This is a genomic window from Glutamicibacter bergerei (genome assembly GCF_054495185.1).
Genome location: NZ_CM137131.1, coordinates 2321348 through 2343110, shown reverse-complemented (window position 1 = coordinate 2343110; position 21763 = coordinate 2321348). Strand labels below are relative to the sequence as shown.

19 protein-coding genes are annotated in these 21763 nt (G+C 58.0%); 11 read left to right on the top strand and 8 right to left on the bottom strand.

What is annotated here, in order from left to right; translation table 11 throughout:
- Positions 1 to 18: 18 nt before the first annotated feature.
- On the bottom strand, positions 19 to 1269 hold the full coding sequence (locus ACX5K5_RS10760) for a magnesium transporter MgtE N-terminal domain-containing protein (protein ID WP_096255986.1): 1251 nt from the start codon (positions 1267 to 1269) through the stop codon (positions 19 to 21).
- 132 nt (positions 1270 to 1401) lie between these two features.
- Here ACX5K5_RS10760 and ACX5K5_RS10755 point away from each other — a divergent pair, with 132 nt between their 5' ends.
- Positions 1402 to 2250 carry a YflT domain-containing protein gene (locus tag ACX5K5_RS10755; protein WP_443445266.1) on the top strand — a complete coding sequence of 283 codons (849 nt, stop codon included), beginning with the start codon at positions 1402 to 1404 and terminating at the stop codon, positions 2248 to 2250.
- A gap of 169 nt (positions 2251 to 2419) precedes the next feature.
- Here ACX5K5_RS10755 and ACX5K5_RS10750 read toward each other — a convergent pair whose 3' ends face one another.
- A complete protein-coding gene (locus tag ACX5K5_RS10750; RefSeq protein WP_096255988.1) occupies positions 2420 to 3967 on the bottom strand; it encodes an aminopeptidase P family protein in 1548 nt (515 codons plus the stop codon).
- A gap of 66 nt (positions 3968 to 4033) precedes the next feature.
- Between ACX5K5_RS10750 and ACX5K5_RS10745 the strand changes: the two genes are divergently transcribed.
- Positions 4034 to 4879 (top strand): PHP domain-containing protein, encoded by an 846-nt coding sequence (locus ACX5K5_RS10745; protein ID WP_346059194.1) that lies wholly within the window; start codon positions 4034 to 4036, stop codon positions 4877 to 4879.
- Here ACX5K5_RS10745 and ACX5K5_RS10740 read toward each other — a convergent pair.
- From ACX5K5_RS10740 to ACX5K5_RS10715, 6 genes are all read right to left on the bottom strand, one after another.
- Positions 4864 to 5709: a DNA-methyltransferase gene (locus ACX5K5_RS10740; RefSeq protein ID WP_096256042.1), complete on the bottom strand. Its 846-nt coding sequence runs from the start codon at positions 5707 to 5709 to the stop codon at positions 4864 to 4866. The two genes, ACX5K5_RS10745 and ACX5K5_RS10740, sit on opposite strands and share 16 nt — an antisense overlap.
- A 110-nt stretch (positions 5710 to 5819) precedes the next feature.
- Positions 5820 to 7451: a DEAD/DEAH box helicase gene (locus ACX5K5_RS10735; protein WP_188686989.1), complete on the bottom strand. Its 1632-nt coding sequence runs from the start codon at positions 7449 to 7451 to the stop codon at positions 5820 to 5822.
- A gap of 268 nt (positions 7452 to 7719) precedes the next feature.
- Positions 7720 to 9186, bottom strand: a complete 1467-nt coding sequence (locus ACX5K5_RS10730) for an RNB domain-containing ribonuclease (protein ID WP_229677184.1) — start codon at positions 9184 to 9186, stop codon at positions 7720 to 7722.
- Between the two features lie 102 nt (positions 9187 to 9288).
- Positions 9289 to 9510: a DUF3107 domain-containing protein gene (locus ACX5K5_RS10725; protein WP_096255993.1), complete on the bottom strand. Its 222-nt coding sequence runs from the start codon at positions 9508 to 9510 to the stop codon at positions 9289 to 9291.
- A gap of 64 nt (positions 9511 to 9574) precedes the next feature.
- On the bottom strand, positions 9575 to 10198 hold the full coding sequence (locus ACX5K5_RS10720) for a TetR/AcrR family transcriptional regulator (RefSeq protein WP_096255995.1): 624 nt from the start codon (positions 10196 to 10198) through the stop codon (positions 9575 to 9577).
- A 134-nt stretch (positions 10199 to 10332) separates the two neighbouring features.
- Positions 10333 to 11676 carry a glutamyl-tRNA reductase gene (locus ACX5K5_RS10715; protein ID WP_188687058.1) on the bottom strand — a complete coding sequence of 448 codons (1344 nt, stop codon included), beginning with the start codon at positions 11674 to 11676 and terminating at the stop codon, positions 10333 to 10335.
- A gap of 148 nt (positions 11677 to 11824) precedes the next feature.
- Between ACX5K5_RS10715 and hemE the strand changes: the two genes are divergently transcribed.
- From hemE to ACX5K5_RS10670, 9 genes are all read left to right on the top strand, one after another.
- Positions 11825 to 12880: a uroporphyrinogen decarboxylase gene (gene hemE, locus ACX5K5_RS10710; protein WP_188686994.1), complete on the top strand. Its 1056-nt coding sequence runs from the start codon at positions 11825 to 11827 to the stop codon at positions 12878 to 12880.
- A gap of 119 nt (positions 12881 to 12999) precedes the next feature.
- Complete coding sequence (gene hemG, locus ACX5K5_RS10705; protein WP_459174370.1) at positions 13000 to 14580, top strand: protoporphyrinogen oxidase; 1581 nt, start codon at positions 13000 to 13002, stop codon at positions 14578 to 14580.
- 84 nt (positions 14581 to 14664) lie between these two features.
- Positions 14665 to 15351, top strand: a complete 687-nt coding sequence (gene hemQ / locus ACX5K5_RS10700) for a hydrogen peroxide-dependent heme synthase (protein ID WP_096256045.1) — start codon at positions 14665 to 14667, stop codon at positions 15349 to 15351.
- A complete protein-coding gene (locus tag ACX5K5_RS10695) occupies positions 15348 to 16553 on the top strand; it encodes a ferrochelatase (protein ID WP_441663913.1) in 1206 nt (401 codons plus the stop codon). The genes hemQ and ACX5K5_RS10695 overlap by 4 nt, the downstream gene beginning before the upstream one ends.
- Positions 16550 to 17524 (top strand): hydroxymethylbilane synthase, encoded by a 975-nt coding sequence (gene hemC, locus ACX5K5_RS10690; RefSeq protein WP_096256001.1) that lies wholly within the window; start codon positions 16550 to 16552, stop codon positions 17522 to 17524. Before ACX5K5_RS10695 ends, hemC begins: the two co-directional genes overlap by 4 nt.
- Positions 17525 to 17532: 8 nt before the next feature.
- Positions 17533 to 18315, top strand: coding sequence for a uroporphyrinogen-III synthase (locus ACX5K5_RS10685; protein ID WP_459174369.1), 783 nt, complete (start codon positions 17533 to 17535; stop codon positions 18313 to 18315).
- A gap of 25 nt (positions 18316 to 18340) precedes the next feature.
- The gene (gene hemB / locus ACX5K5_RS10680) at positions 18341 to 19327 is read left to right on the top strand and encodes a porphobilinogen synthase (RefSeq protein WP_096256004.1); all 987 of its coding nucleotides are present in this window, start codon (positions 18341 to 18343) and stop codon (positions 19325 to 19327) included.
- Entirely contained in the window at positions 19328 to 20635 is a 1308-nt protein-coding gene (gene hemL / locus ACX5K5_RS10675) for a glutamate-1-semialdehyde 2,1-aminomutase (RefSeq protein ID WP_188687001.1), read from the top strand.
- Positions 20636 to 20784: 149 nt separating this feature from the next.
- Positions 20785 to 21717 carry an amidohydrolase family protein gene (locus ACX5K5_RS10670; protein ID WP_096256008.1) on the top strand — a complete coding sequence of 311 codons (933 nt, stop codon included), beginning with the start codon at positions 20785 to 20787 and terminating at the stop codon, positions 21715 to 21717.
- Positions 21718 to 21763: the final 46 nt, after the last annotated feature.

Below are 21763 nucleotides of genomic sequence, written 5' to 3'. Positions count from 1 at the left end.
ATGCTGAAGATGAGTGGCCTAGTCCGCTGAGCGCCAGTCATCGGGAAGAATGTGGTCCAACACGTCATCGACGGTGATGGCACCAACGAGACGACCTTCATTATTGACCACACCCACCGAGGTGAGGTTATATGTGGCCAAATGGCGGACCACATCGGTGATGCTAGATAAATCAGACATTGGCTCAAGTTCTTTATCAAGAATATCGCCCAGCGGTTCCGGGGGAGCCGCACGCAACAGTGCCTGAATGTGAACTTGGCCTAAGTAACGTCCGGTGGGAGTCTCCAATGGCGGGCGCACCACATACACGGTGGATGCCAACGCGGGGCTCAGTTCTTCCATGCGTACCGAGGCCAGAGCCTCGGCTACCGAGGACTCAGGGGTGAGGATCACCGGAACCGGGGTCATCACCGAGCCGGCGGTACCTTCCGGATAGGCCAGCAGACGACGCACGTCTTCGGCTTCTTCCTCATTCATCAATTCCAAGAGTTGGTGTTTGGTATCTTCGGAAACCTCTGCCAACAGGTCGGCCGCGTCATCCGGGTCCATTTCTTCGAGCACATCTGCGGCGCGTTCAAGGCTCAGCGCGGAGAGGATTTCAACCTGTTCACGGTCCGGAAGTTCCTGCAACACATCGGCGAGTCGATCATCTTGCAGGTGGGCTGCGACCTCAAGGCGACGTTTACCGGTCATCTCATGCAGGGCGTCAGCGAAGTCAGCTGCCTTCATTTCATCGTGAGTGGCTACGAAATTATCCGCCGATTGCGGTTCGCTTTGCGCACCGTGACGCACACCTTCCCAAGAAACCAGCACCTTATTGCGTCGTCGGTTACGCAACCCCAACAGTGTGTTGGTGGCTTCGATCCGCTGCACGTAGTACTCGTTGATTTCCCAGTCGCCGCGTCGTGTCTGAGTCAGTCCGACGTCTTCAATGAGTCCTCGGCCCGAGGCGTCCACGAAGGTCACCGTACGGTCGAATATTTCGGCCACGACGAGCATTTCCTGCCCGCGCTGCTGGAAGCGACGCATGTTGACCAGGCCGGAACAGATGATCTGTGTGGATTCCATGGATTGGATTCGTGTCATGGGTACAAAAACGCGACGTTTGCCGGGCACCTCGACGACGACACCAACACAAGCTGGGGCTTTCTGCGGGCCGCGCGAAACGACGACGACGTCACGTAACCTACCTAGACGGTCGCCTAAGGGGTCGAAGACATCCAGCCCGAGTAGCCGGGCGACAAAGATTTTAGACACTTGTGCGCTCACCGTTCTAGCCTAGCGTGCTAAAGGCCGGTTAGTGGTGTGCTGAGCCACGTGAAGGAGACCCAATCTTTCACCCTCAGCGATAGTTAGTGCGCAACTAGGCCCTCTCACAGTAAGAGCGTGCACAATATAGGTATGACCTCGCCGCATGGAGTAAATTCAATCAGCCCCAACGGTTTGCCCCGTGGCGAACTACTTGGGCGCTACACCAGCTACCTGGATGCCCAGAAACTAGTCGATTATCTTGCAGATAATAACTTCCCAGTATCTGCGGTGACCATCGTCGGTAACGACGTGCGTACCGTAGAGCGGGTGACCGCAAAACTGTCCTACCCTAAGGTGGCGTTGGCCGGTGCCGCCCAGGGCGGCATGATGGGTTTGTTTGTGGGATTGTTGCTCTCACTCTTTGGCGGCACAGGAAACGGTTTGTACCAGATCCTCTCAGCTATCGGCCTAGGCATGGCGATCTGGATGATTGCCGGTGTGGTCTCGTACTCCACCCGTCGCGGCAAGCGTGACTTCGCGTCTTCAAGCAAGTTTGTCGCCACGAGCTTCGACGTAGTTGTCGACTTTGAGCACGCTCAGGCCGCACGTCAGATGGCCTCCCAGTTGCCAATGCGCCCACAACAGGCTTCCGCAGCGCAGCAGCCGGTACAACCGGTTCAGCCACCGGTAGCCCCGGCGCAACCGCAGCCTCCGGTCTCTACCGATGGTGTGCAGGCACCGGGCCAAACTCCCGCCGCGCAGCCCGTGCCAACCAGCGTGTTTAATGATCTTCCCGATGGCCGCCCACGTTATGGTGTTCGTGTTGACGAACCAAAGCCAGCAGCCCCGGAGCAGCCGCAGAACGCCGATGTTGCAGCCGCCGAGCCGACGGTAGCGCAGCCTGCGGTGAAGCCTGAAGCGGCCGAGCCACACGCCGAGGCACCAGCCGAGCCGGAAGGTGACGCCAAGTCTTCGGAAGAAGAACCAAAACAGCAGTAAACTTCAGCAATGTAAAAGTCCGTCATGAGTGATTTCATGGCGGGCTTTTAAGTTGCCAGAATGACCTTTGCCCCCGGGGCATGAGCTTAAGAACAACAAAACGATGGGCGGTTCAGAATCTCACAGAGAATCTAAACCGCCCATCGTTTTGCTACGTTGCTACGTGCGATTAGCTACGAAGTTTTGCCATCCAAGCTTCAACTTCTTCAGGCTTGCGTGGAAGCGCTGCTGAAAGGTTCACCGCACCGTCGGCGGTAACCAAGATGTCGTCTTCGATGCGTACGCCAAGCCCGCGGTACTCCTCCGGGATCGCGAGGTCTTCGTTCTTGAAGTACAGCCCCGGCTCGATGGTGAAGACCATGCCCTCGACAAGTTCCGCGTCAAGGTAGAGATCCGCGCGTGCCTGAGCACAGTCGTGAACATCCAAGCCAAGGTGGTGGCTGGTGCCGTGTGGCATCCAGCGACGGTGGTGCTGGCCCTCGGGGGACAGTGCCTCCTCCAAGGAAACGGGTAACAGGCCCCAGTCCTGCAGACGTTCGGCCAACACCGTGGTGGCAATGACGTGCAGGTCGCGGAATTTTAGTCCCGGGCGGACCGCTGCGTAGGCGGCATCAGCCGCGTCGAGTACCGCCTGGTAGACCTTGCGCTGCACCTCGGTGTACTTGCCGGAGACCGGCAAGGAACGGGTGATGTCCGCGGTGTACAAGGACTCTGCTTCGACTCCGGCGTCTAACAAGAGCACTTCGCCTTCGCTGACCGAACCGGTGTTGCGGATCCAGTGCAAGATCGTCGCGTTGTTGCCCGAAGCGGCGATGGTGTCGTAGCCCAGTTCATTGCCCTCTAGACGGGCGCGGGCGAAGAAGGTGCCCTCAATGATGCGTTCGCCACGCTGGTGGGCGATGGCCGCGTCTAGGTTGCGAACTACATCTTCGAATCCGGCGATCGTGGCGTCAACCGACTTTTGCAGTTCGGCTACCTCGTACTCGTCCTTGACCAGGCGCAGCTCGGAAACGAATTCGGAGAGTTCGTTATCAAGTGCGTCGCTGGCCTCAAGATCTTGTCCGGTGTTGATCCGGGAGGTATCGACTAACGCTTCCACGTTGAGGTCGACTTCGCGCATCAGACGCAGGCGAATGCCGCCTAGCGCCTGTGGACCAGAGTTTTTAGTGAGCGCATTTTCCAGCATGTCCAAGGACTCGGTAGGCATTCCGGTCCGTGCAGACATGGTGGAAAGGGTTGGACGTGGGCCCACCCAGAATTCACCGGCTCGGGAGTCGAGGTAGAAGTCCGAGGAGTCACGGCCTGCCATCGGGGCGAAGTACAGCGTCGCGGCGTGGTTGCCACCCTGATCTCCGGCACCGTCATCGGTAGGCTCCAAAACCAGTACGGCGTCTGGTTCGTGGTCAACGCCCAACCCGGTCAGGTGTGCAAAGGCCGAGTGCGGGCGGAAACGGTAATCCGTGTCATTGGAACGAACCTTGGCTGGGCCTGCAGGAACGATGAGGCGCTCGCCCGGGAACTGTGCGGAAAGCGCGGCACGGCGGGTGGCCGCGAAGCTTGCTGCAGGATCTTCTGCTGGAAGCGGTGAGGTGTCTGGCGCCCAAGCCGAAGCCATGAAAGTTTTGAAAACATCCGAGGTGGGACGCTGGGAACGATTGTTGACACGATCTTCGAGCGGCTGGTCATTGCCCGAAGGCGAAGAAACTTGATTAGTCATACTTCTTAGTGTGTCACCGATTCGGGCCTCCGGGCAAAGTGCCACCGGTCGCGCTAATCTAGTCATATGCGAATTGACCTGCACACCCACTCAAATGTTTCCGATGGGACCCAACGCCCCGAAGAGCTGATCGAGGCTGCGGCGCAGGCGGGCTTGGATGTGGTGGCCCTGACAGACCATGATCAAACCGCCGGTTGGGCCCCAGCACGGGCGACGGCGCAAAAGCTTGGCGTGGGTTTTATCCCTGGCATGGAGATCACCTGTCAGGATCATCAGGGGATCAGCGTGCACCTGCTGTGCTATCTGCAAGACCCGGAATACCTGCCGTTGCTCAACGAACTTGAAATTTCGCGTAATTCACGGGTGATTCGCGCCCAACGTATTGTCGAGCGACTTGCCGAAGATTACCCGGTGAGTTGGGATTTGGTCTCCGCTCATTGCCAGCCGGGTGCCACGGTGGGCCGACCACATATTGCCGACGCCTTGGTCACCGCCGGGGTAGTGGAAAGCCGCAATGATGCTTTTGCAAATATCTTGTCTTCGCGTTCACGCTATTACGTCTCTCACCCGGCCATTGATCCACGCGACGCGGTGCGTTTAGTTCTTGAAGCCGGGGGAGTGTCGATTTTTGCCCACCCCATGGCGAACCTGCGCGGTCGTGTGGTGCCAGAAGAAACTTTCCACGACATGATCGACGCCGGCCTAGCCGGAGTGGAGATTCAGCACCGGGACAACAGCGAAGAAGGAAAGAAATTCCTGACCTCTCTGGCCAAGAAAAATGACCTGATTATCACCGGTTCCTCGGACTATCACGGGGCCGGAAAACTGAACCGGCTCGGTGAGAATCTCACCGAGCCGGACATGTTACAACGAATTCTTGATGCAGGAAGCGGATCTCAGGCTTCGCTGTAGGTGGTGGTTTCCGGTAGTCGGGAACGCATCACCTCGATGGCTTCCGGGTTCTGATCGATCAACACGAAGCGTCGATCCAACTTAGCTGCCACCGCTCCGGTGGTGCCGGAACCTGCAAAGAAGTCCAACACCCAGTCTCCGGGACGGGAGGATGCGGCGATAATCCGACGCAGAATCCCTTCGGGTTTCTGCGTGGGGTAACCGGTCTTCTCCTTGCCCGTGGGCGAAACAATGGTGTGCCACCACACATCGGTGGGAAGTTTGCCCAAGGCGCGCTTCTCGGGGGTGACTAGACCGGGAGCCATATATGGTTCACGGTCCACCTCCGCCGAATCGAAGTGGTACTTTTTCACATTTTTCACGTAGACCAAGATGGTGTCGTGTTTAGCCGGCCACCTGCTCTTAGCCCGTGCACCGTAATCGTAGGCCCAGATCAATTCGTTCAAGAAGTTCTCTCGACCAAAAATCTGGTCCAGCAACACCTTAACGTAGTGCACCTCGCGGTAATCCAAATGCACATACAGCGTGCCGTCTTCGGCAAGCAATCGATACGCCTGCAAAAGCCTGGGCTCGATGAAGCTGAGGTAGTCATCAAAGCTGTCGTGGTACGAGCGGGCAGAACCCAGCTCGGTGTTGTAGGACAAGCCTTTAAAACCTACCCGGTCACCTTCGCCCTCGGCGGCGCGCACCATGGTGCGCTGTGCTCGGGTCTGTTTCCTACCGGTGTTAAACGGCGGGTCAACATAGATCAGGGTGAAAGATTCGTCAGGTAACCCCGACAAAGCCTTCATATTGTCACCATGCAACACGGTGTTCTCCTGAGCCGGCATGCCAGCATTTACTGCTGGCGCACCGGTTTCAGGCAAAGCGGGATTGTGCGGTTGTGCGTGCACCGTAGGTACGCGATCCTTTCGGAAGAAGAAGAGAAACTAAGAACCTATTAGTCCTGCGTTCCACCTTCGGTGCTGCGCGTGCGGCGGCGTGGTCGACGACGTTCGTTAGCCGACTGCTCGGAGCCTGCACCATCGGTCGGCTGGCTCTCAGGCTGATTGGTGTGGCGGTGGCGTTCGCCTTCACGAGCCGGACGGTCTTGCTTGCCCTTGGAATGGCCATGACGGTTAGCGCCATCTTCTGCCGGCTGCTGACCTTCTACGGTGCGCGTACGGCTGCGGTTACCACTGCTACGACGACGCGGGCTGCGCTCGCTGCTGCGCTCGCCACGGTCACTGCGTTCGCGACGTGGTGAGCCGTCACCCTCTGCTGGTGCGGTCTTCTTGGCACGCTGCAAACGGCCCTTGGTTCCCTTAGGAATATCCAGGTCGGCAAAGAAGTGTGGCGAAGAGGAGTAGGTCTCCACTGGTTCTGGGACGTTCAGGCCCAGCGCCTTGTTGATCAACGACCAGCGAGGTACCGAATCCCAGTCCACGAAGGTGACGGCGATGCCGTCGTTACCGGCACGGCCGGTACGTCCCACGCGGTGCAGGTAGGTCTTCTCATCATCAGGGCACTGCAGGTTGACCACGTGGGTGACGTCATCCACGTCGATGCCGCGGGCTGCGACGTCGGTGGCGACAAGGATTTCTACCTTGCCTGCGCGGAAAGCCTTCAGCGACTGCTCGCGGGCTCCCTGGCCCAAGTCGCCGTGCAATGCACCCGCGTTAAAGCCGCGATCGATCAGTTCGTCGGTGAGCTTCGCAGCTGAACGCTTGGTCTGCGTGAAAATGATCGTCTTGCCGCGGCCTTCGGCCTGCAGCATACGGGCGACCATCTCATCTTTGTCCAGGTTGTGTGCGCGGTAGACCAGCTGGCGGATGTTGCGTTTGGTCAGCGAATCATCATCCCCGGGATCGGTGGCACGAATGTGGGTGGGACGCGACATGTAACGCCGTGCCATGGTGATGACGGCGCCGGGCATGGTGGCGGAGAACAGCATTGCCTGGCGTACCGGTGGCAAGGCGGCCAAGATGCGTTCCACATCTGGCAGGAAGCCTAGATCTAGCATCTCGTCGGCCTCGTCGAGGACCACGGTCTTAATCTGCTTGAGGTTCAGCACACGCTGGCGGTTCAGGTCGATGAGCCGACCCGGGGTACCGACGATCACGTCGGTGCCGGCCTTAAGCGCGTTGATCTGCTCTTCGTAGGGGCGGCCACCGTAAATGGTGGTGATCGAAATGTTCGAGTGCTTCGAAGCCTGAGCCAAATCGGCGCCGACCTGGATGGCCAACTCGCGGGTTGGAGCAACGATCAGTGCCTGTGGTGCACCGGGGAATGGCAGGTCGGCATAACCCTTGTCGCCTTCGCGGATGACACGCTGCAAAGCTGGAATACCAAAGCCGAGGGTTTTACCGGTACCGGTCTTAGCCTGGCCGATAATGTCGTTGCCGCCGAGGGCTACCGGAAGGGTGAGCGCCTGGATCGGGAATGGATACTCAATACCGGCTTCGAGCAGCGAAGCGACGATGTCGTCGCGGACCTTGAGCTCGGAGAAGGTCTGCTTAGGTAATTCAACCTCGGCGGTATCGATTGGTTCGGGGAGTTCGACCTGTTCGGTCGATAGCGTCGTGTCGGTCACGATGTGTGTGTTCTCGTTTCATTTGTGGCACCGGCATGTGTGTTGCCAGCCCTGAACGTTCAGGGGGCGCTCACCTTACCGGTGCGGTTCCAGCGGAGCCGATCGCGTCATACACGTCATCTGCCATCAAGGGCGGATGTCGGGATGGTGACCGCTGGGAAGTCACCACGAAACTGTTCTCGTCGTTCAGCACGGTGCGACCGGGCATCCTAAATAGTGATAGCCCAAGCATAGCCGGTATACACCGGTTTCCCGTAGGTTGGCGGGTCTAGGGCAGAATGTCGAACATGATCTTGCGTGTGGCCGGATCGGCAAGGCGCAGCACCACGGTCACTAAGGTGCCTGGCTTGGCGCTGCCGGTGAACTGTCCGGTGATCGGTTCGCTGACCAGCTGCAAATTGCCCGGGCGGCTTTTTGCCTCGCCCTGCTCGGGATCGCCATTGTGTGTGCCGGTGGCTTCGCGAAGAACAATTGCCTCAAATTTTTCCCCGATACGGTGCTGCAGTACATACGCTTCGATCAGATCGATGGCCGCGTTGGAGACTCTGTTTGCCGCGATGGAGCTTTCACGCATCAATCCTGGCAGCTGTTCCAAGGCTTCGTTGAGCTCCTCGGGAATTGGGTGATTATTTGCCTGTAAATCACAACACAGCAAGACGAAGCGATCCACTAATCGGCGCAATGGCGCGGTGGTGTGTGCGTAGGGTGCTGCAATTGCTGCCTGCTCCAAGTCCGCTTCGGCTTGGCCGTTGATCACGTCGTAGTCGGCTCCGCGAAATAGTGATGCTGCCCGGTGCATAATGACCAGCTGCCGCGGATCGTTAACGTCTAGGGTGCGCAGGTACTCGCCGTAGCTGAGTTTTTGGTCCCAAGGGCAGCCAAGTAGGCGGGTCTGCTCGGTAAACTCGGCAAGATCTTTTTCATCTGGCGCGGGCATGGTGCGCAAGATTCCGGTGCCGTGATCAAGCATGATGCGTGCGGCGGCAATTCCGGTGAGCAAGGAAATTTGCGCGTTGTAATCTTCCAGCGGCAAGGGGTGACCGCTGACGAGTTTGTAACCGTTGGTCTCCGGTTCGACTTCTTGATCTGGAAGGTTCAATGACGCACCGCCACGCAGGCGTTCCTGTTCGATGCGCAGTGCGCCAATTTCTGCCAGCAGTTCTAACTGCTCGCCGCCCTGGGAATCGTCTAGCTTTTGTTGGGCCGTGTGGTAATCGAGTTGTTCGCGGGATTTGATCATGGTGCGGGTTAGCTGCACGTCGGTTATCGCGCCGCTGCGATCCAAGGTGATGCGCCACAAGAAGGCTCGGCGTACCTGTCCGGCAAGCAACGAACCTTGACCTTCAGAGATCAACGGTGGATGCAGGCTGATCTTGCGGTGCGGTAGGTAAAAAGTCTGGCCGCGTGATCTGGTGACTTCATCGAGTTTGCTGCCCAATTGCACAAACGCCGGAACATCGGCGATAGCGTAGTTCACCACGTAACCTTCGCTGGCGCGTTCAAGGTACATCGCTTGATCCAGATCGGTGGCGCCCTCAGGATCAATGGTGAAAAATGGGAGTGCCGAATCGTCATTAGGCGCAGGAGCTAAGTTGGCCACCGCTTCCTCGGCGGCGGCTAACGCGGCTTGGTCAAAGTGCGCGGGAACTTCGAGTTCCTTTTCCAGTGCGAGCAGTAGCTCGTCCAGGTTAGCGGCGGCATGTTTGCGAGGGCTATGGATCCGTGGATTAGTCACATATCTAGGATTATCACAGATCTGTGATGTGAAGCACGCTTAAACGCCTCGTGGCCGTCCCAAAATATTGGAACGACCACGAAGGGTGAAGCTAAAGATTATCTAGTGGGCGAAACCCACGCGACGGGTCTCTTCGGGACCAACCTCGACATAGGCGATTCCGGCTGCTGGAACTAGCACCTCACGGCCCTTAGGATCCTTCATCGAGAGCACGCTGCCCTCGGAGATCGCCTTGGAGACGAGCTCATTCACTTCGGCGTTGCTCAGCTCGGATTCGAGTACGACTTCACGGGCTACATTCTGAATGCCAATCCGGATTTCCATGATTGTCAATGATCCTCTCGAAAGAATTACGAGTCCCGTCTGGGGGCCTCTAAAACAAATCTAACTAGTTTTCCTTCGGGAACCGTGAAATTCCGCGCCAAGCTAAACGTGAGATCAGATCCACCGCGGTTTCTTGATCAACCGGTTCGTCGCTGGTGGCCCAGTAACGTGCGGAAACCTGTGACAGTCCGGCTAGCGCGCGACCAATCAATAATCCTTCATCTTCATTCAGGTCGGTGTCTTTAACGACGACCTTCGAAATGGAAACAGCCAGAGCGTTATTGAACTCTTCGATACGTGCCGAAATGAGCGGATCTGAAAGTACGTCTGATTCAAAAATGAGCCGATATGCCTGGGACTCACGCTTGATGTATTGGTAATAGGTATTAATAGTCTCGAAGACACGTTGCCGGTTATCGTCGGTTGAGGCGATGGCATCGTCGAGCATCTTCGTGAAATCTGCCAGATGCGAATCCAGGAGGGCTAGGTACAGTTCGCGCTTACCGGGAAAATGCTGGTAAAGAACTGGTTTGGAAACCAGTGCAACTTCGGCAATCTCATCCATTGAGGCTCCATGATAACCATGGGCTACGAAGACTTGATGAGCTGCTTGGAGTAACTGGCGACGGCGCGCTTCGCGTGGCATTCGTTGCGTGCGTGGACTTTTGATTTCCCCAAGTTCCGCCATAATTTTGACCTTTCAACCTGCCGTGTGCCAAAGCCACATGCGAGTTTTCCGCACGTAAAACCAGCTCCTACTAGCAAGTAGTATTCCACGTTGCGAGGAAAAAAGCGCCGGTAAACGCAGGGTGTCTGTTGCGCTTATGCGCTTTGTGCGACGGGTACTGCAGGACAGCTGACATCTTCAGCCGCAGGGGATTGCGGTGCAGTGGTGCTGAGCGGGGCGGTATTGCCTAGCGGCTCGCTCAGGTCAAGGCCGTAGAGAGTCTCTAGAGCAGCAACATATTCGTCGGTACGGCCTTGGGCCGCCAACTCCCGTGCACGCATGGTGGGGACATGGAGCAGCTGGCGCATCATCCGACGCATAGCCAATTCAACTTCTTCGGCAGCGGCGGTACAACCGTGCTGGGCACGTACCTTAGCTACCTCGGAGTCGAGAACGGTTTTAGTGTGTGCACGCAAAGCGACGATTGCATGATCGGCTTCGCGTTCGCGCTGGGAGACGGAGAACTCCCTGGCAGCCTGGGTCACAATCCTGGTCGCGTCATGCACGGCCAGTGCCTGTTCGGTCGGCGCGGCCATGCGCACCGATTCGAGGGTGATCAGATCCACGCCGTCGAGCTGAGCCAAGGCCGGGTCAAAGTCGTTGGTGAGCGCCATATCGATGGCGATCAGCGAATGGCCCTTAACGCGCAGTTCGGTCAGTGCCGCACTATCCAAGCGATTTCCGCCACCGGAACAACCGATGATGACATCTGATTCACGCAGAGCCTGTGGCAACTGTTCGTTGCTCAACGGGAAACCGCCACGCTTGTCGGTGAAATCGGCGGCGCGTCCCGAGTGCGAGTAGACGCTAATGCGCTTCACGCCACGTTCCTTGAGCAATGCGATCGTTGCGCCGGCGTAGGAGCCGGTACCGAACAAGACAATGTCTTGGTCTTCCCAGCTACGGTTTTCGTTCATCAATTCTTCGGCGAGGTCTAAAGCGACCGAAACGACCGACTTGCCTTGTGAACCAAGTTGCGTCCGACTTCCAACATCCTTCGCAGCGCGCGTGGCGTTCTGGAATAGTCGGGTGAGGTTGCTGGTGGTGGTTTTTTCTTGCTGCGCCTGGGTCAGGGCACGGCGGACCTGACCGGCGATTTCGCGTTCTCCGACAACAGCACTATCAAGTCCGGCTCCCACCGAGAAGAGATGGTTGATCACCGGTTCGCCTTCTAGCGCGGTCAGTCGTCGAGTGAGGAAATCTGCCGACAGTTCGGTATTCGCAGCCAATTCGTTGACTAACTGCTCGGTTGCTTCTTCGACGTTTTCCACGTCGGCGTAAACCTCAAAACGGTTGCACGTCGCCAAGACGACGGCTCCATTAATCACCGCCGACCCATTGGTAGAGGCGGCGGCTAGCCCGTTGGCCGAGGCGCTAAGTTGTGCCACGGTCTCCAAATCGAGCTGTGAATGCGATGCAACAAGAGATAAGAAAACCACAATGTCCCCAGAGTAGGCCGAAATAGGGGCCCAAACAACGCAGGCGAACCTAAGATCACGTATTTTCACGCAGTTATGTTGCTCACCTTCATCTGTCGGTGAACGGAGTAAATGGCCTTTTGCGCTCCAGAGTTGGCATGATTGACACATGACTCTGTCGCAGAACCATCCCTTCGTTGATGGACGTACCTCCGATTCCGCTTTGATCCAGGCTTTGACTGGGCGCACCCCGAGCCACCACCCGGTGTGGTTCATGCGCCAAGCAGGGCGTTCACTGCCTGAATACCTCAAGCTCCGCGAAGGTGTGAGCATGCTCGATTCCTGCCTAGACCCGGCGATGGCCAGCGAAATTACGCTGCAGCCAGTACGCCGCCACAAGGTCGACGCGGGCATCTTCTTCTCCGACATTGTGATTCCCTTGCGCCTTGCAGGCGTTGGCGTGGATATCGTGCCCGGTGTTGGCCCGGTCTTGGACAAGGCAATCCGCACCGCCGAGGACGTAGATAACCTGCCAGAACTCACCGATGAGTCGTTAGACCCAATCCGTGAAGCGGTGGCCTTGACCGTCGCAGAACTGGGCAACACCCCGCTGATCGGCTTCGCCGGCGCCCCATTCACCGTGGCCGCCTACATGGTTGAGGGCAAGCCAAGCCGCGACCACCTAGGTCCACGCACCATGATGCATTCCGAACCAGAAGTCTGGGACAAGCTGATGAACTGGGCCGCAGACGCTTCAGGCAAGTTCCTCCGTGCGCAGGTTGAAGCCGGCGCTTCAGCCGCACAGCTCTTTGACTCGTGGGCCGGTTCCCTGTCCCTGCCTGATTACCAGAAGTTTGTCGCCCCATACTCCTCGCGTGCGTTGGACTTCGTGCGTGACACCGGGGTGCCATTGATTCACTTTGGTACCGGAACCGGTGAATTGCTCACGGCAATGCGTGATTCGGGCGTTGATACCGTCGGTGTGGACTACCGGATTCCTTTGGAAACCGCCATTGAACGCCTAGGCCAGAGCGTCTCGGTTCAGGGAAATATTGACCCTGCGTTGCTCTCTGCTCCTTGGGACGTGCTTGAAGCGCATGTTCGTCAGGTGGTCGCCAGCGGTGCGAAGGCACGTGGCCATGTGGTCAACCTTGGTCACGGTGTGCCGCCGACCACCGACCCGACGGTACTCACTCGTGTGGTTGAACTCATTCATTCGCTCTAACCACGCAGGACTAAGCTAGATGTTATAGACAGATCTCCCTGTTTTCTGACTGCGCCGGTAATCTCGGCGCAGTCAGAAACAAGGCGAACATCGAGGTGAATGTGGAAGGTGCAGCGTATATGACCAGGAATCAGCGCAACTCCCCGGCGTCAGAAAAACCAAGCGAGCGTTCAGCAACTAAGGCACGGCGCGACCTCGCCTCAGACACGGCGGCCCATGCACTGCGGCTACTGGAAAAGGTACGTTCCGCGGCCGAATCCCGCACCGCAAAAGATCGGGTCACCGATCCACAAACACCACACGCCATCGTGGTCGGTGGCGGCATCGCCGGTCTAGTTGCCGCCCGCGAACTACGCCAGACCGGATACCGGGTCACCGTCCTTGAAGCCGCTTCAAGCTTTGGTGGATGTGTGCGCCGAGTAGACGTTGCCGGTTTGGAGATAGATGCAGGCGCCGAGTCCTTCGCGGTGCGCGGTGGCACGGTGGTCTCCTACCTCGACGAGCTAGACCTCGGCGAGAAGATCACGCCAACTACCGGTGTCGATGCCTGGCTGATTCAGGGCGAAGGTGAGAACCTAGTAGCTAATCCCTTGCCTGCCACTTCATTGATGGGGATCCCAGCACAGGTGCGCAACGACGACGTGCGACGCATCATCGGCCGCGCCGCCACCGTGCGCGCCGCGGCAGATCTAGTCACTCCCATGCCCAAAAAATGGGCCACAGAAAAACTCTCACTGGCCGAGGTTGTCCGCAACCGGATGGGGCAGGGCGTCCTTGATGCCTTAGTCGCCCCAGTGATCAACGGCGTGTACTCCACGGATCCGGCGCGCATCGACATCGACGCTGCCGCACCGGGGCTCCGCGCCGCCATGCAAGAGACCGGCTCGTTGGCTAAAGCGGTAGCCAAACTCCAAGGTGATGCACCGGCAGGTTCGCGAGTAGCTGGCCTAGACGGTGGCATGTACACGCTGGTCACCACGCTCACCGAACAGCTGACCGCAGCATCAGTGGCGCTGGTAGCGAATTCTCCGGTCACCAAAATCGATCATGATCCCCAAGCACAGCACCCCTACACGGTGCACAGCCTAGGCCAAGAACTAACCGCAGACCGGGTGGTCATCGCTACCGAAGCGCAAGCGGCGCTGAATCTGCTCAACCCGATGTTTGAAGACTCCAAACGCATCAGCTCCGAGGCAGTGTCGAACTCCGTCGCCTTGGTAGTGCTGGTGGTCGATAAGCCAGAACTTGATGAGGCACCGCGAGGGTCAGGCGCATTAGTAGCGCAGAACGCGCCTGTTGTCGCCAAGGCGCTGACTCACGCCAGCGCCAAATGGCCTTGGCTCGCCGAACAGTCAGGGCCAGGAACTCATGTGGTTCGCCTGTCCTTTGGGCGTATCGGACAACATGAGCCAATCGTTGAATCAGGCGATACACAAGCATTGCTTGAGCAGGCCATCAAAGATGCTTCAAAGATTTTAGGTGTTCAATTAAACCAGGATGATGTGGTGGGTAGCGCTATTTCGCGTTTCAACGACATGGTCCCGTTGCAGGGCGAGGAAGCTAGCGCACGCCGTGCTCAGCTCCAGGACGCAGTACAAGATTTTGATGGGTTGGATGTGGTGGGCGCATGGCTTGCCGGCACCGGGTTGGCCAGAGTCATCGGCCACACACGCCGCAGCGTTGCCATTAGCGCCCGCTAATTTTCGAGATAACCGTTTAAGTTAGATCAGATGATCAAGGAGAAAACCTCAGTGAGCTACGTACCACAGCATAATTCGCCGGTCATGCGAGACCGTGAGGCCGCCGGGGAAAACCCGACCATGTTCTACACCCTGTGGACCGTGTTCAAGCGTTCCGCCAAGGTGGAACTGGGCGCGGCTGAGGCCACCGGGTTTGACTCGCTCATCGCGGAACTCGCCGAGGCCGGTGCGGTCGTTCGCGGCATCTACGATGTATCGATGATGCGCGAAGAAGCCGACATTATGGTCTGGATGCATGGTCCGGCAGCTGAACTGTTGCAGGCATCGATGCGCAAGGTCCGTCGCAGTGCGTTACTTGCTGGCACGGAAATTGTGTACTCCACGATGGCCGTGCACCGCGAAGCCGAATTCTCCAAGGACCACTCGCCGGCCTTCTCCCGCGGTGTGGATCCGAAGGGGTGGATGACCGTTTACCCATTCGTCCGCTCCCACGACTGGTACACCATGGACCCTGCGGCACGCGGCAAGATGCTGCGCGATCACGGCATGCTTGGACGCGAATTCCCTAACGTGCTGGCTAATACCGTGGCAGCGTTCTCCTTCAGCGACTTCGAGTGGCAGATCTGCTTGGAAGCCGATGACATGATCGACCTGGTCGATATGATGCGTCACTTGCGTTACACCGAAGCGCGCCACCACGTCAGCGAAGAGACGCCGTTCTACACCGGACGCCGGATCTCGGCCGCCGAGGCCATCGAGGTCTTGAAGTGACCCAGGATTTCGATCCACGCACCGGCTACGACGCCAACGGTCAAATGGTCCCTAAAGCCTATGACGCGATCCTGCTGTCCTCTTTTGGAGGTCCCGAAGGCCAAGACGATGTGATCCCGTTCCTGCGCAACGTCACCGCAGGCCGTGGGATCCCCGACGAACGCCTGGAAGAAGTCGCGGTGCACTATCGCAAAAACGGTGGGGTTTCGCCGATCAACGGCCAGAACCGTGCATTACTTGCCGCGTTGGAAGCCGAGCTGGCGGCGCGTGATATCAATATTCCGGTGTACTGGGGCAACCGCAACTGGCACCCGTTCGTCAATGACACGCTGAAGAATATAGCAGCCGACGGGCATCGCAAGGTGCTATTGATGGGCACCGGTGCCTATACCGGGTATTCGGCGTGCCGCCAGTACCGCGAAGATTTGGGTATGGGCTTACGCGAGACCGGCCTGGAAGGTGTGCTCGAAGTTGATAAGTTGCGTCAGTTCTTTGATACGCCCGCCTTCGTGCAGCCGTTTATCGAGGGACTAAGCACTTCGTTAGCCGAGGTTCGTGCGCAACTGAGCGCAAAGAACCAAAACGACGCCAAGATCAAGATCGTCTTTGTGACTCACTCGATCCCGATGTCGGACGCTAACGCGGCTGGCCCGGCGCAGTTACGTGCCACGGCGAGCGAGAATCTTTACACCGCGCAGCACCGTGCAGTAGCAGAACATATTTTGGCCAACGTACCCGAAGCACAGGGCCTGGAACACAGCCTGGTGTACCAGTCGCGTTCCGGTGCACCACACGTGCCTTGGCTAGAACCAGACATTAATGATGCACTTCAAGCCGATGCGGACGCCGGAGTAGCAGGCGTTGTGGTGGTGCCCATTGGGTTCATTTCCGATCACATGGAAGTGCTCTGGGACTTAGACACTGAAGCGAAGGACAGCTGTGCACAGCTTGGCCTTGCCTTTAGTCGGGCTGCGACTCCTGGCACGCACCATGCCTTCGTTTCTGGGCTGGTGGATCTGGTCGAGGAGCGTTTGGCCGATGCCAACGGCGAAGCTTTGCGCGACGGACGGATTAGCGTGGTGGCGGGCGGACCATGGTTTGATGTGTGCCGTCCGAATTGTTGTGAAAAGCGCGCGCTGGATGGAACCTTGCGTCCTACCATCGCAGGTGTCGATTCAGAAGTGGGGGTGCCTGCGCCATGAGCGAGACATTTCGTGTAGGAACGCGCGGAAGCGCGCTTGCGACTACACAAACCGGTTGGGCAGCTAAACGATTGGCACAGTCTTCCGGGCTAGAGGTTGAAACCATTTTGGTGAAGACCGAAGGAGACGTGATCACTGGCCCACTGTCACAACTGGGCGGAACCGGAGTCTTCGCTGCCGCACTGCGTCAGCATCTGCTAGATTCCGGATGCGATTTGGCGGTGCATTCCTTGAAGGATCTGCCCACCAAGCAGCCTGAAGGATTGGTGTTGGCGGCCATTCCAGAACGTGAAGACGTGCGTGACGCACTATGCGCCCGTGATGGTCTGAAACTTTCCGAGCTGCCCGAAGGGGCAAAAATCGGTACTGGGTCACCACGCCGTGCGGCCCAGCTCTTGGCTTTCCGTCAAGACTTCCAAATCGTTGATATTCGTGGCAACGTCCCCACCCGACTTGGTCGGGTCAAGGGGATCGGAGATACCCATGATGATGGCAGTGTAGGGCGAAGTGTGCAGGGCGATCTGGACGCGGTGATTTTGGCTGCGGCCGGGATGCGCCGGTTGGGTTTGGACAAGCACATCACCGAATATCTGGACCCGCAGATCATGTTGCCAGCCCCGGGGCAAGGTGCGCTCGCCTTAGAAGTGCGCAGCACCGGTTCGGACCATCCAGCCTTGGATCAGGCACTGGCGGATTTGGACCACCTGCCAACACGTATGCAGGTCGAAGCCGAACGCGCACTGTTGGCTGCCTTGGAGGCAGGGTGCGCAGCGCCGATTGGTGCACTGGCTCGGGTGGAGGGACAGACACTGATCTTGGAAGCTGTCGCCTGTAACCCGGACGGTTCCGAAACCATGCGCCGTAGCGCTCAAAGCAACGGGCTTTCAGTGCAAGCCGCCCAAGAACTTGGACGTAGCCTCGCCGAATCGATGATCGCCGACGGCGCCGCGGTTGTCGCGGGTTTGGTCTAAGCGGTCACATGAGCCACCAGGCACTCATCTTGCGCGAGGCGGCGCGAGCCGCCGCCACCGTGCGGGAATTCGAGAAGCTGGGCATTGAATGTTTCTCTGCCCAGCTGATCGAAACCGTCTGGCCGCAGGATCTGAGCGAATTGCGTCGCTCGATTCAATCGTTAGTCGCCGGGGAGTATCAGTGGCTGGTGCTCACTTCGGTGAATACTGTTGAAGTCATCGCTACGATCCTCGACGGAGAAGCACTTCCAGACGGGCTGAAGGTTGCGTCGGTTGGAACAAAAACCGCTGCGGTAGCCAAAGAGCGTATGGGCGTTGTCTCCGATTTTGTGCCCACGGATCAATCTGCGGCCGGAATGGTGGAGCAATGGCACTTGGACCCAGGACAGAAAATCTTCTATCCACATGGAGATCTTGCCAGCTCAACTCTTGCGACAGGGCTGACCGGCCATCGGCTCGATGAGGTTGTGGCCTACCAGACCGTTGACGCACCGAGTGGAGCAGTCCCATTACGCAGCAGCGAGGTGCCAGCCGCAGCGCAAGTGCTTGCACCATGGGAGATCGCCGGGAATCTCGACCGATTTGACCTAGTGGTTTTCAGCGCACCAAGTATCGTGCGGCGTTTTGTTGAACTGACCGGTGACACGCTGGTCGAACGGGTGCAAAACATTGCCATTGGCCAGCCAACCGCGCAGGCCCTGCGACAAGCAGGGTTACCAGTGGACGCGATTGCTAGTGAACCAACACCCAGGGGTCTGGCCTTAGCGGCCCAAGAACTAATCAAAAAGTGAATCATCAATTCTAGAAAGAAGTGACATGGGTTTCCCTCAGCACCGACCTCGCCGACTCCGGCAGAATCCTGCAGTTCGTCGACTCGTGGCAGAATTTGAGCTCTCCTCGCGACAGCTGATCCTGCCTGCCTTTGTCCGTGAGGGACTCACCGAGCCGAACCCGATCACCTCCATGCCTGGCGTCATGCAACACACCATGGATTCGCTCAAGGCTACCGCGGCGGATGCAGCGCAGCGTGGCTTGGGCGGCATAATGCTCTTTGGTATCCCAGAGCATCGGGACGAGACCGGCAGCGCCGGGATCGATCCGAAAGGAATTTTGAATAGGGGCATCGCCGCTGTTCGCGAAGAAGTTGGCGACGAATTAGTGATCATGTCTGATGTCTGTTTGGACGAATTTACCTCTCATGGACACTGCGGCGTGCTTGATGAGAAGGGCGCAGTGGACAATGACCGCACCCTAGAAATCTATGCCGAAATGGCAGTGATGCAGGCTGAAGCCGGCGCGCATATCCTCGGCCCATCGGGAATGATGGACGGGCAGATCGCCGTCATCCGCGAGGCCCTAGACCAGGCCGGCAAACAAGATGTTGCGGTACTCGCTTACGCGGCAAAATACGCTAGCGCCTTCTACGGACCGTTCCGTGAAGCCGTCGATTCGCAGTTGCAAGGCGATCGCCGTACCTACCAGATGGACGCATCGAACCGCCGCGAGGCACTGCTGGAGGTCGAGCTGGACCTCGCCGAAGGCGCAGATATGGTCATGGTGAAACCAGCCATGAGCTACCTAGATATCGTCTCTGACATCGCACAGATGTCGCCGGTACCGGTCTCCGCTTACCAGATCTCCGGGGAATACGCGATGATCGAAGCTGCCGCGGCCAATGGTTGGATTGACCGCAAGGCCTCCGTGATGGAGTCGTTGCTGTCGATTCGTCGTGCGGGCGCCGAACAGATCTTGACCTATTACGCAGCCGAAGTTGCCGGCTGGTTGAACGAAGGAAAGAAATAAATGTCGAATTCCGAGAGGCTTTTCGCCGAGGCCCAAGAAGTAATGCCCGGTGGCGTGAACTCGCCAGTTCGCGCCTTCGGCTCCGTTGGCGGCGTACCACCATTTATGGTCGGCGCTAAGGGTGCTTACCTGACCGACGCAGACGGCAAGGAATATGTTGACCTAGTCTGCTCCTGGGGTCCAGCGTTGTTGGGTCACGCTCACCCCGAGATTCAGTCGGCGGTTCACGCAGCCGTTGACCGCGGGCTGTCCTTTGGCGCATCAACCCCGGATGAGGCGAAGCTTGGCAAGCTGATCAAGGATCGAGTGGGAGGTGTAGACCGGGTACGTATGGTCTCCACCGGTACCGAAGCGACCATGACCGCGGTGCGTTTGGCACGCGGCTTCACCGGCCGCGAACTGATCATCAAGTTTGCTGGTTGCTACCACGGCCACCTCGATAGCCTGTTGGCCGATGCCGGCTCAGGCGTTGCAACCTTGGCGCTGCCAGGTTCCGCCGGAGTCACCGCGGCCACCGCTGCCGAAACCCTCGTGTTGCCATACAACGACCGCGCAGCGGTTGAAGCCGCATTCGCCGAGCACGGGGCAAATATTGCCGCCGTGATCACCGAATCAGCACCGTGCAACATGGGCGTCGTCACTCCGGACGCGGGTTATAACAAGTTCCTCAAGGAAACTACCGCCAAGTACGGCGCACTGCTGATCCTTGACGAAGTCCTCACCGGCTTCCGCGCATCATCCTCCGGTTACTGGGGTCTGAGCGGCAAGGACGAAGGCTGGAATGCGGACCTATACACCTTCGGTAAAGTCATCGGCGGCGGCCTTCCGACCGCTGCCTTAGGTGGTCGCTCCGACGTCATGGATTATCTAGCCCCGTTGGGCCCGGTATATCAGGCTGGCACGCTCTCGGGTAACCCGGTAGCAATGGCTGCCGGCATCGCTCAGCTAACCCACGCCACCGATGAGGTCTACGCTCACATTCTTAAGCAGTCCACCGCTCTGCAGGCGAAGCTCAGCGAAGCTTTCAACGAGGCAGGGGTGGATCACTCGATCCAGCGCGCAGGTTCGTTGTTCTCGGTAGCGTTTGGCACCTCGGCCAAGGGCGTACATAACTACGCAGATGCACAGGCTCAGGAAGCGTTCCGCTACGCACCGTTCTTCCACTCGATGCTTGACTCAGGTGTTTACCTGCCACCAAGTGTGTTCGAAGCTTGGTTCCTCTCAGCAGCGCATGATGATGAGGCAATGGAGAAGATCTTCGCAGCACTTCCAGCGGCTGCGCGGGCCGCCGCTGCTGCCAAGGCATAACCCCCTAATTACCGAGGTACTAGCTCTCCACAATGTGGAAGCTGGTATCTCGGTTTTTATGCCCTGGAGAATTCACGGAGGACTTGTAGAGCCGAACTTGATAGCTTGGCTAGAACATCAATGGTTGCAAGAAACATGAGGAACGGTTTATGACGGACGCGGTCTCGGAGCATCTGGTGCCAAAAACGGATCAACAGATCCCCGAATTTTTGGATTATCTCGGTATTCCAGGCCTCGCCGATATCCACGTGCATTTCCTCCCAGAACCAATGTTGCAAAAAGTCTGGGCGTACTTTGATCAGGCAGAACAAAGTTATGGCCGCCCGTGGCCCATTACGTATCGAATGGACGAAGAGTCGCGCATTAAGCGGCTTCGCGAGATCGGGGTAGTAGCTATTCCCGCGTTGTCCTACGCGCATAAGGCAGGCATGGCGAGGTGGCTCAATGAATGGGCACAAGACTTCAGCAGTCGCGTCTCCGGGGCCTTGCACTGTGCGACTTTCTACCCGGAACCCGGAGTTGGCAACTACGTCCAAGAAGCCATCGACGCTGGTGCACAACTATTTAAGCTCCACATTCAGGTCGGCGGCTTCACACCGAATGATGTGCAACTGGATGAAGCGTGGAGAGCGCTTGAACACGAGCAAATCCCGGTCGTAATCCACGCCGGCTCTGCACCGCTCGACGGTAGTTTCACCGGACCGCAACATGTCCGCCGGCTCTTGGAGAAATTCCCCGAATTGGTGCTGGTGATTGCGCATATGGGCATGCCCGAGTATCACGAGTTTGCGGATTTAGCCGAGGAATTTGTGGGCGTACATTTAGATACCACCATGGTGGGTACCGACTTCACAAATGGATTTGCGCCGATGCCAGATAGCTATATCAACCGTTTACCGGCCTTGCAGGACAAGATCATTCTCGGCTCAGACTACCCGAATATTCCGTATGCCTATGCCCACCAAATCGAGGCTCTAGCCCGACTAGGGCTTGGGCGAACCTGGCTCAGAGCGGTGCTTTGGGAGAACGGAGCCAGACTCCTTGGTTTGTCTGGGGAGGCAGCTTCTTCAACAGATTCTTGAGATTAAACGACGTAGCGCTCCTCTGCCCGCTGGGCAAAGGAGCGCT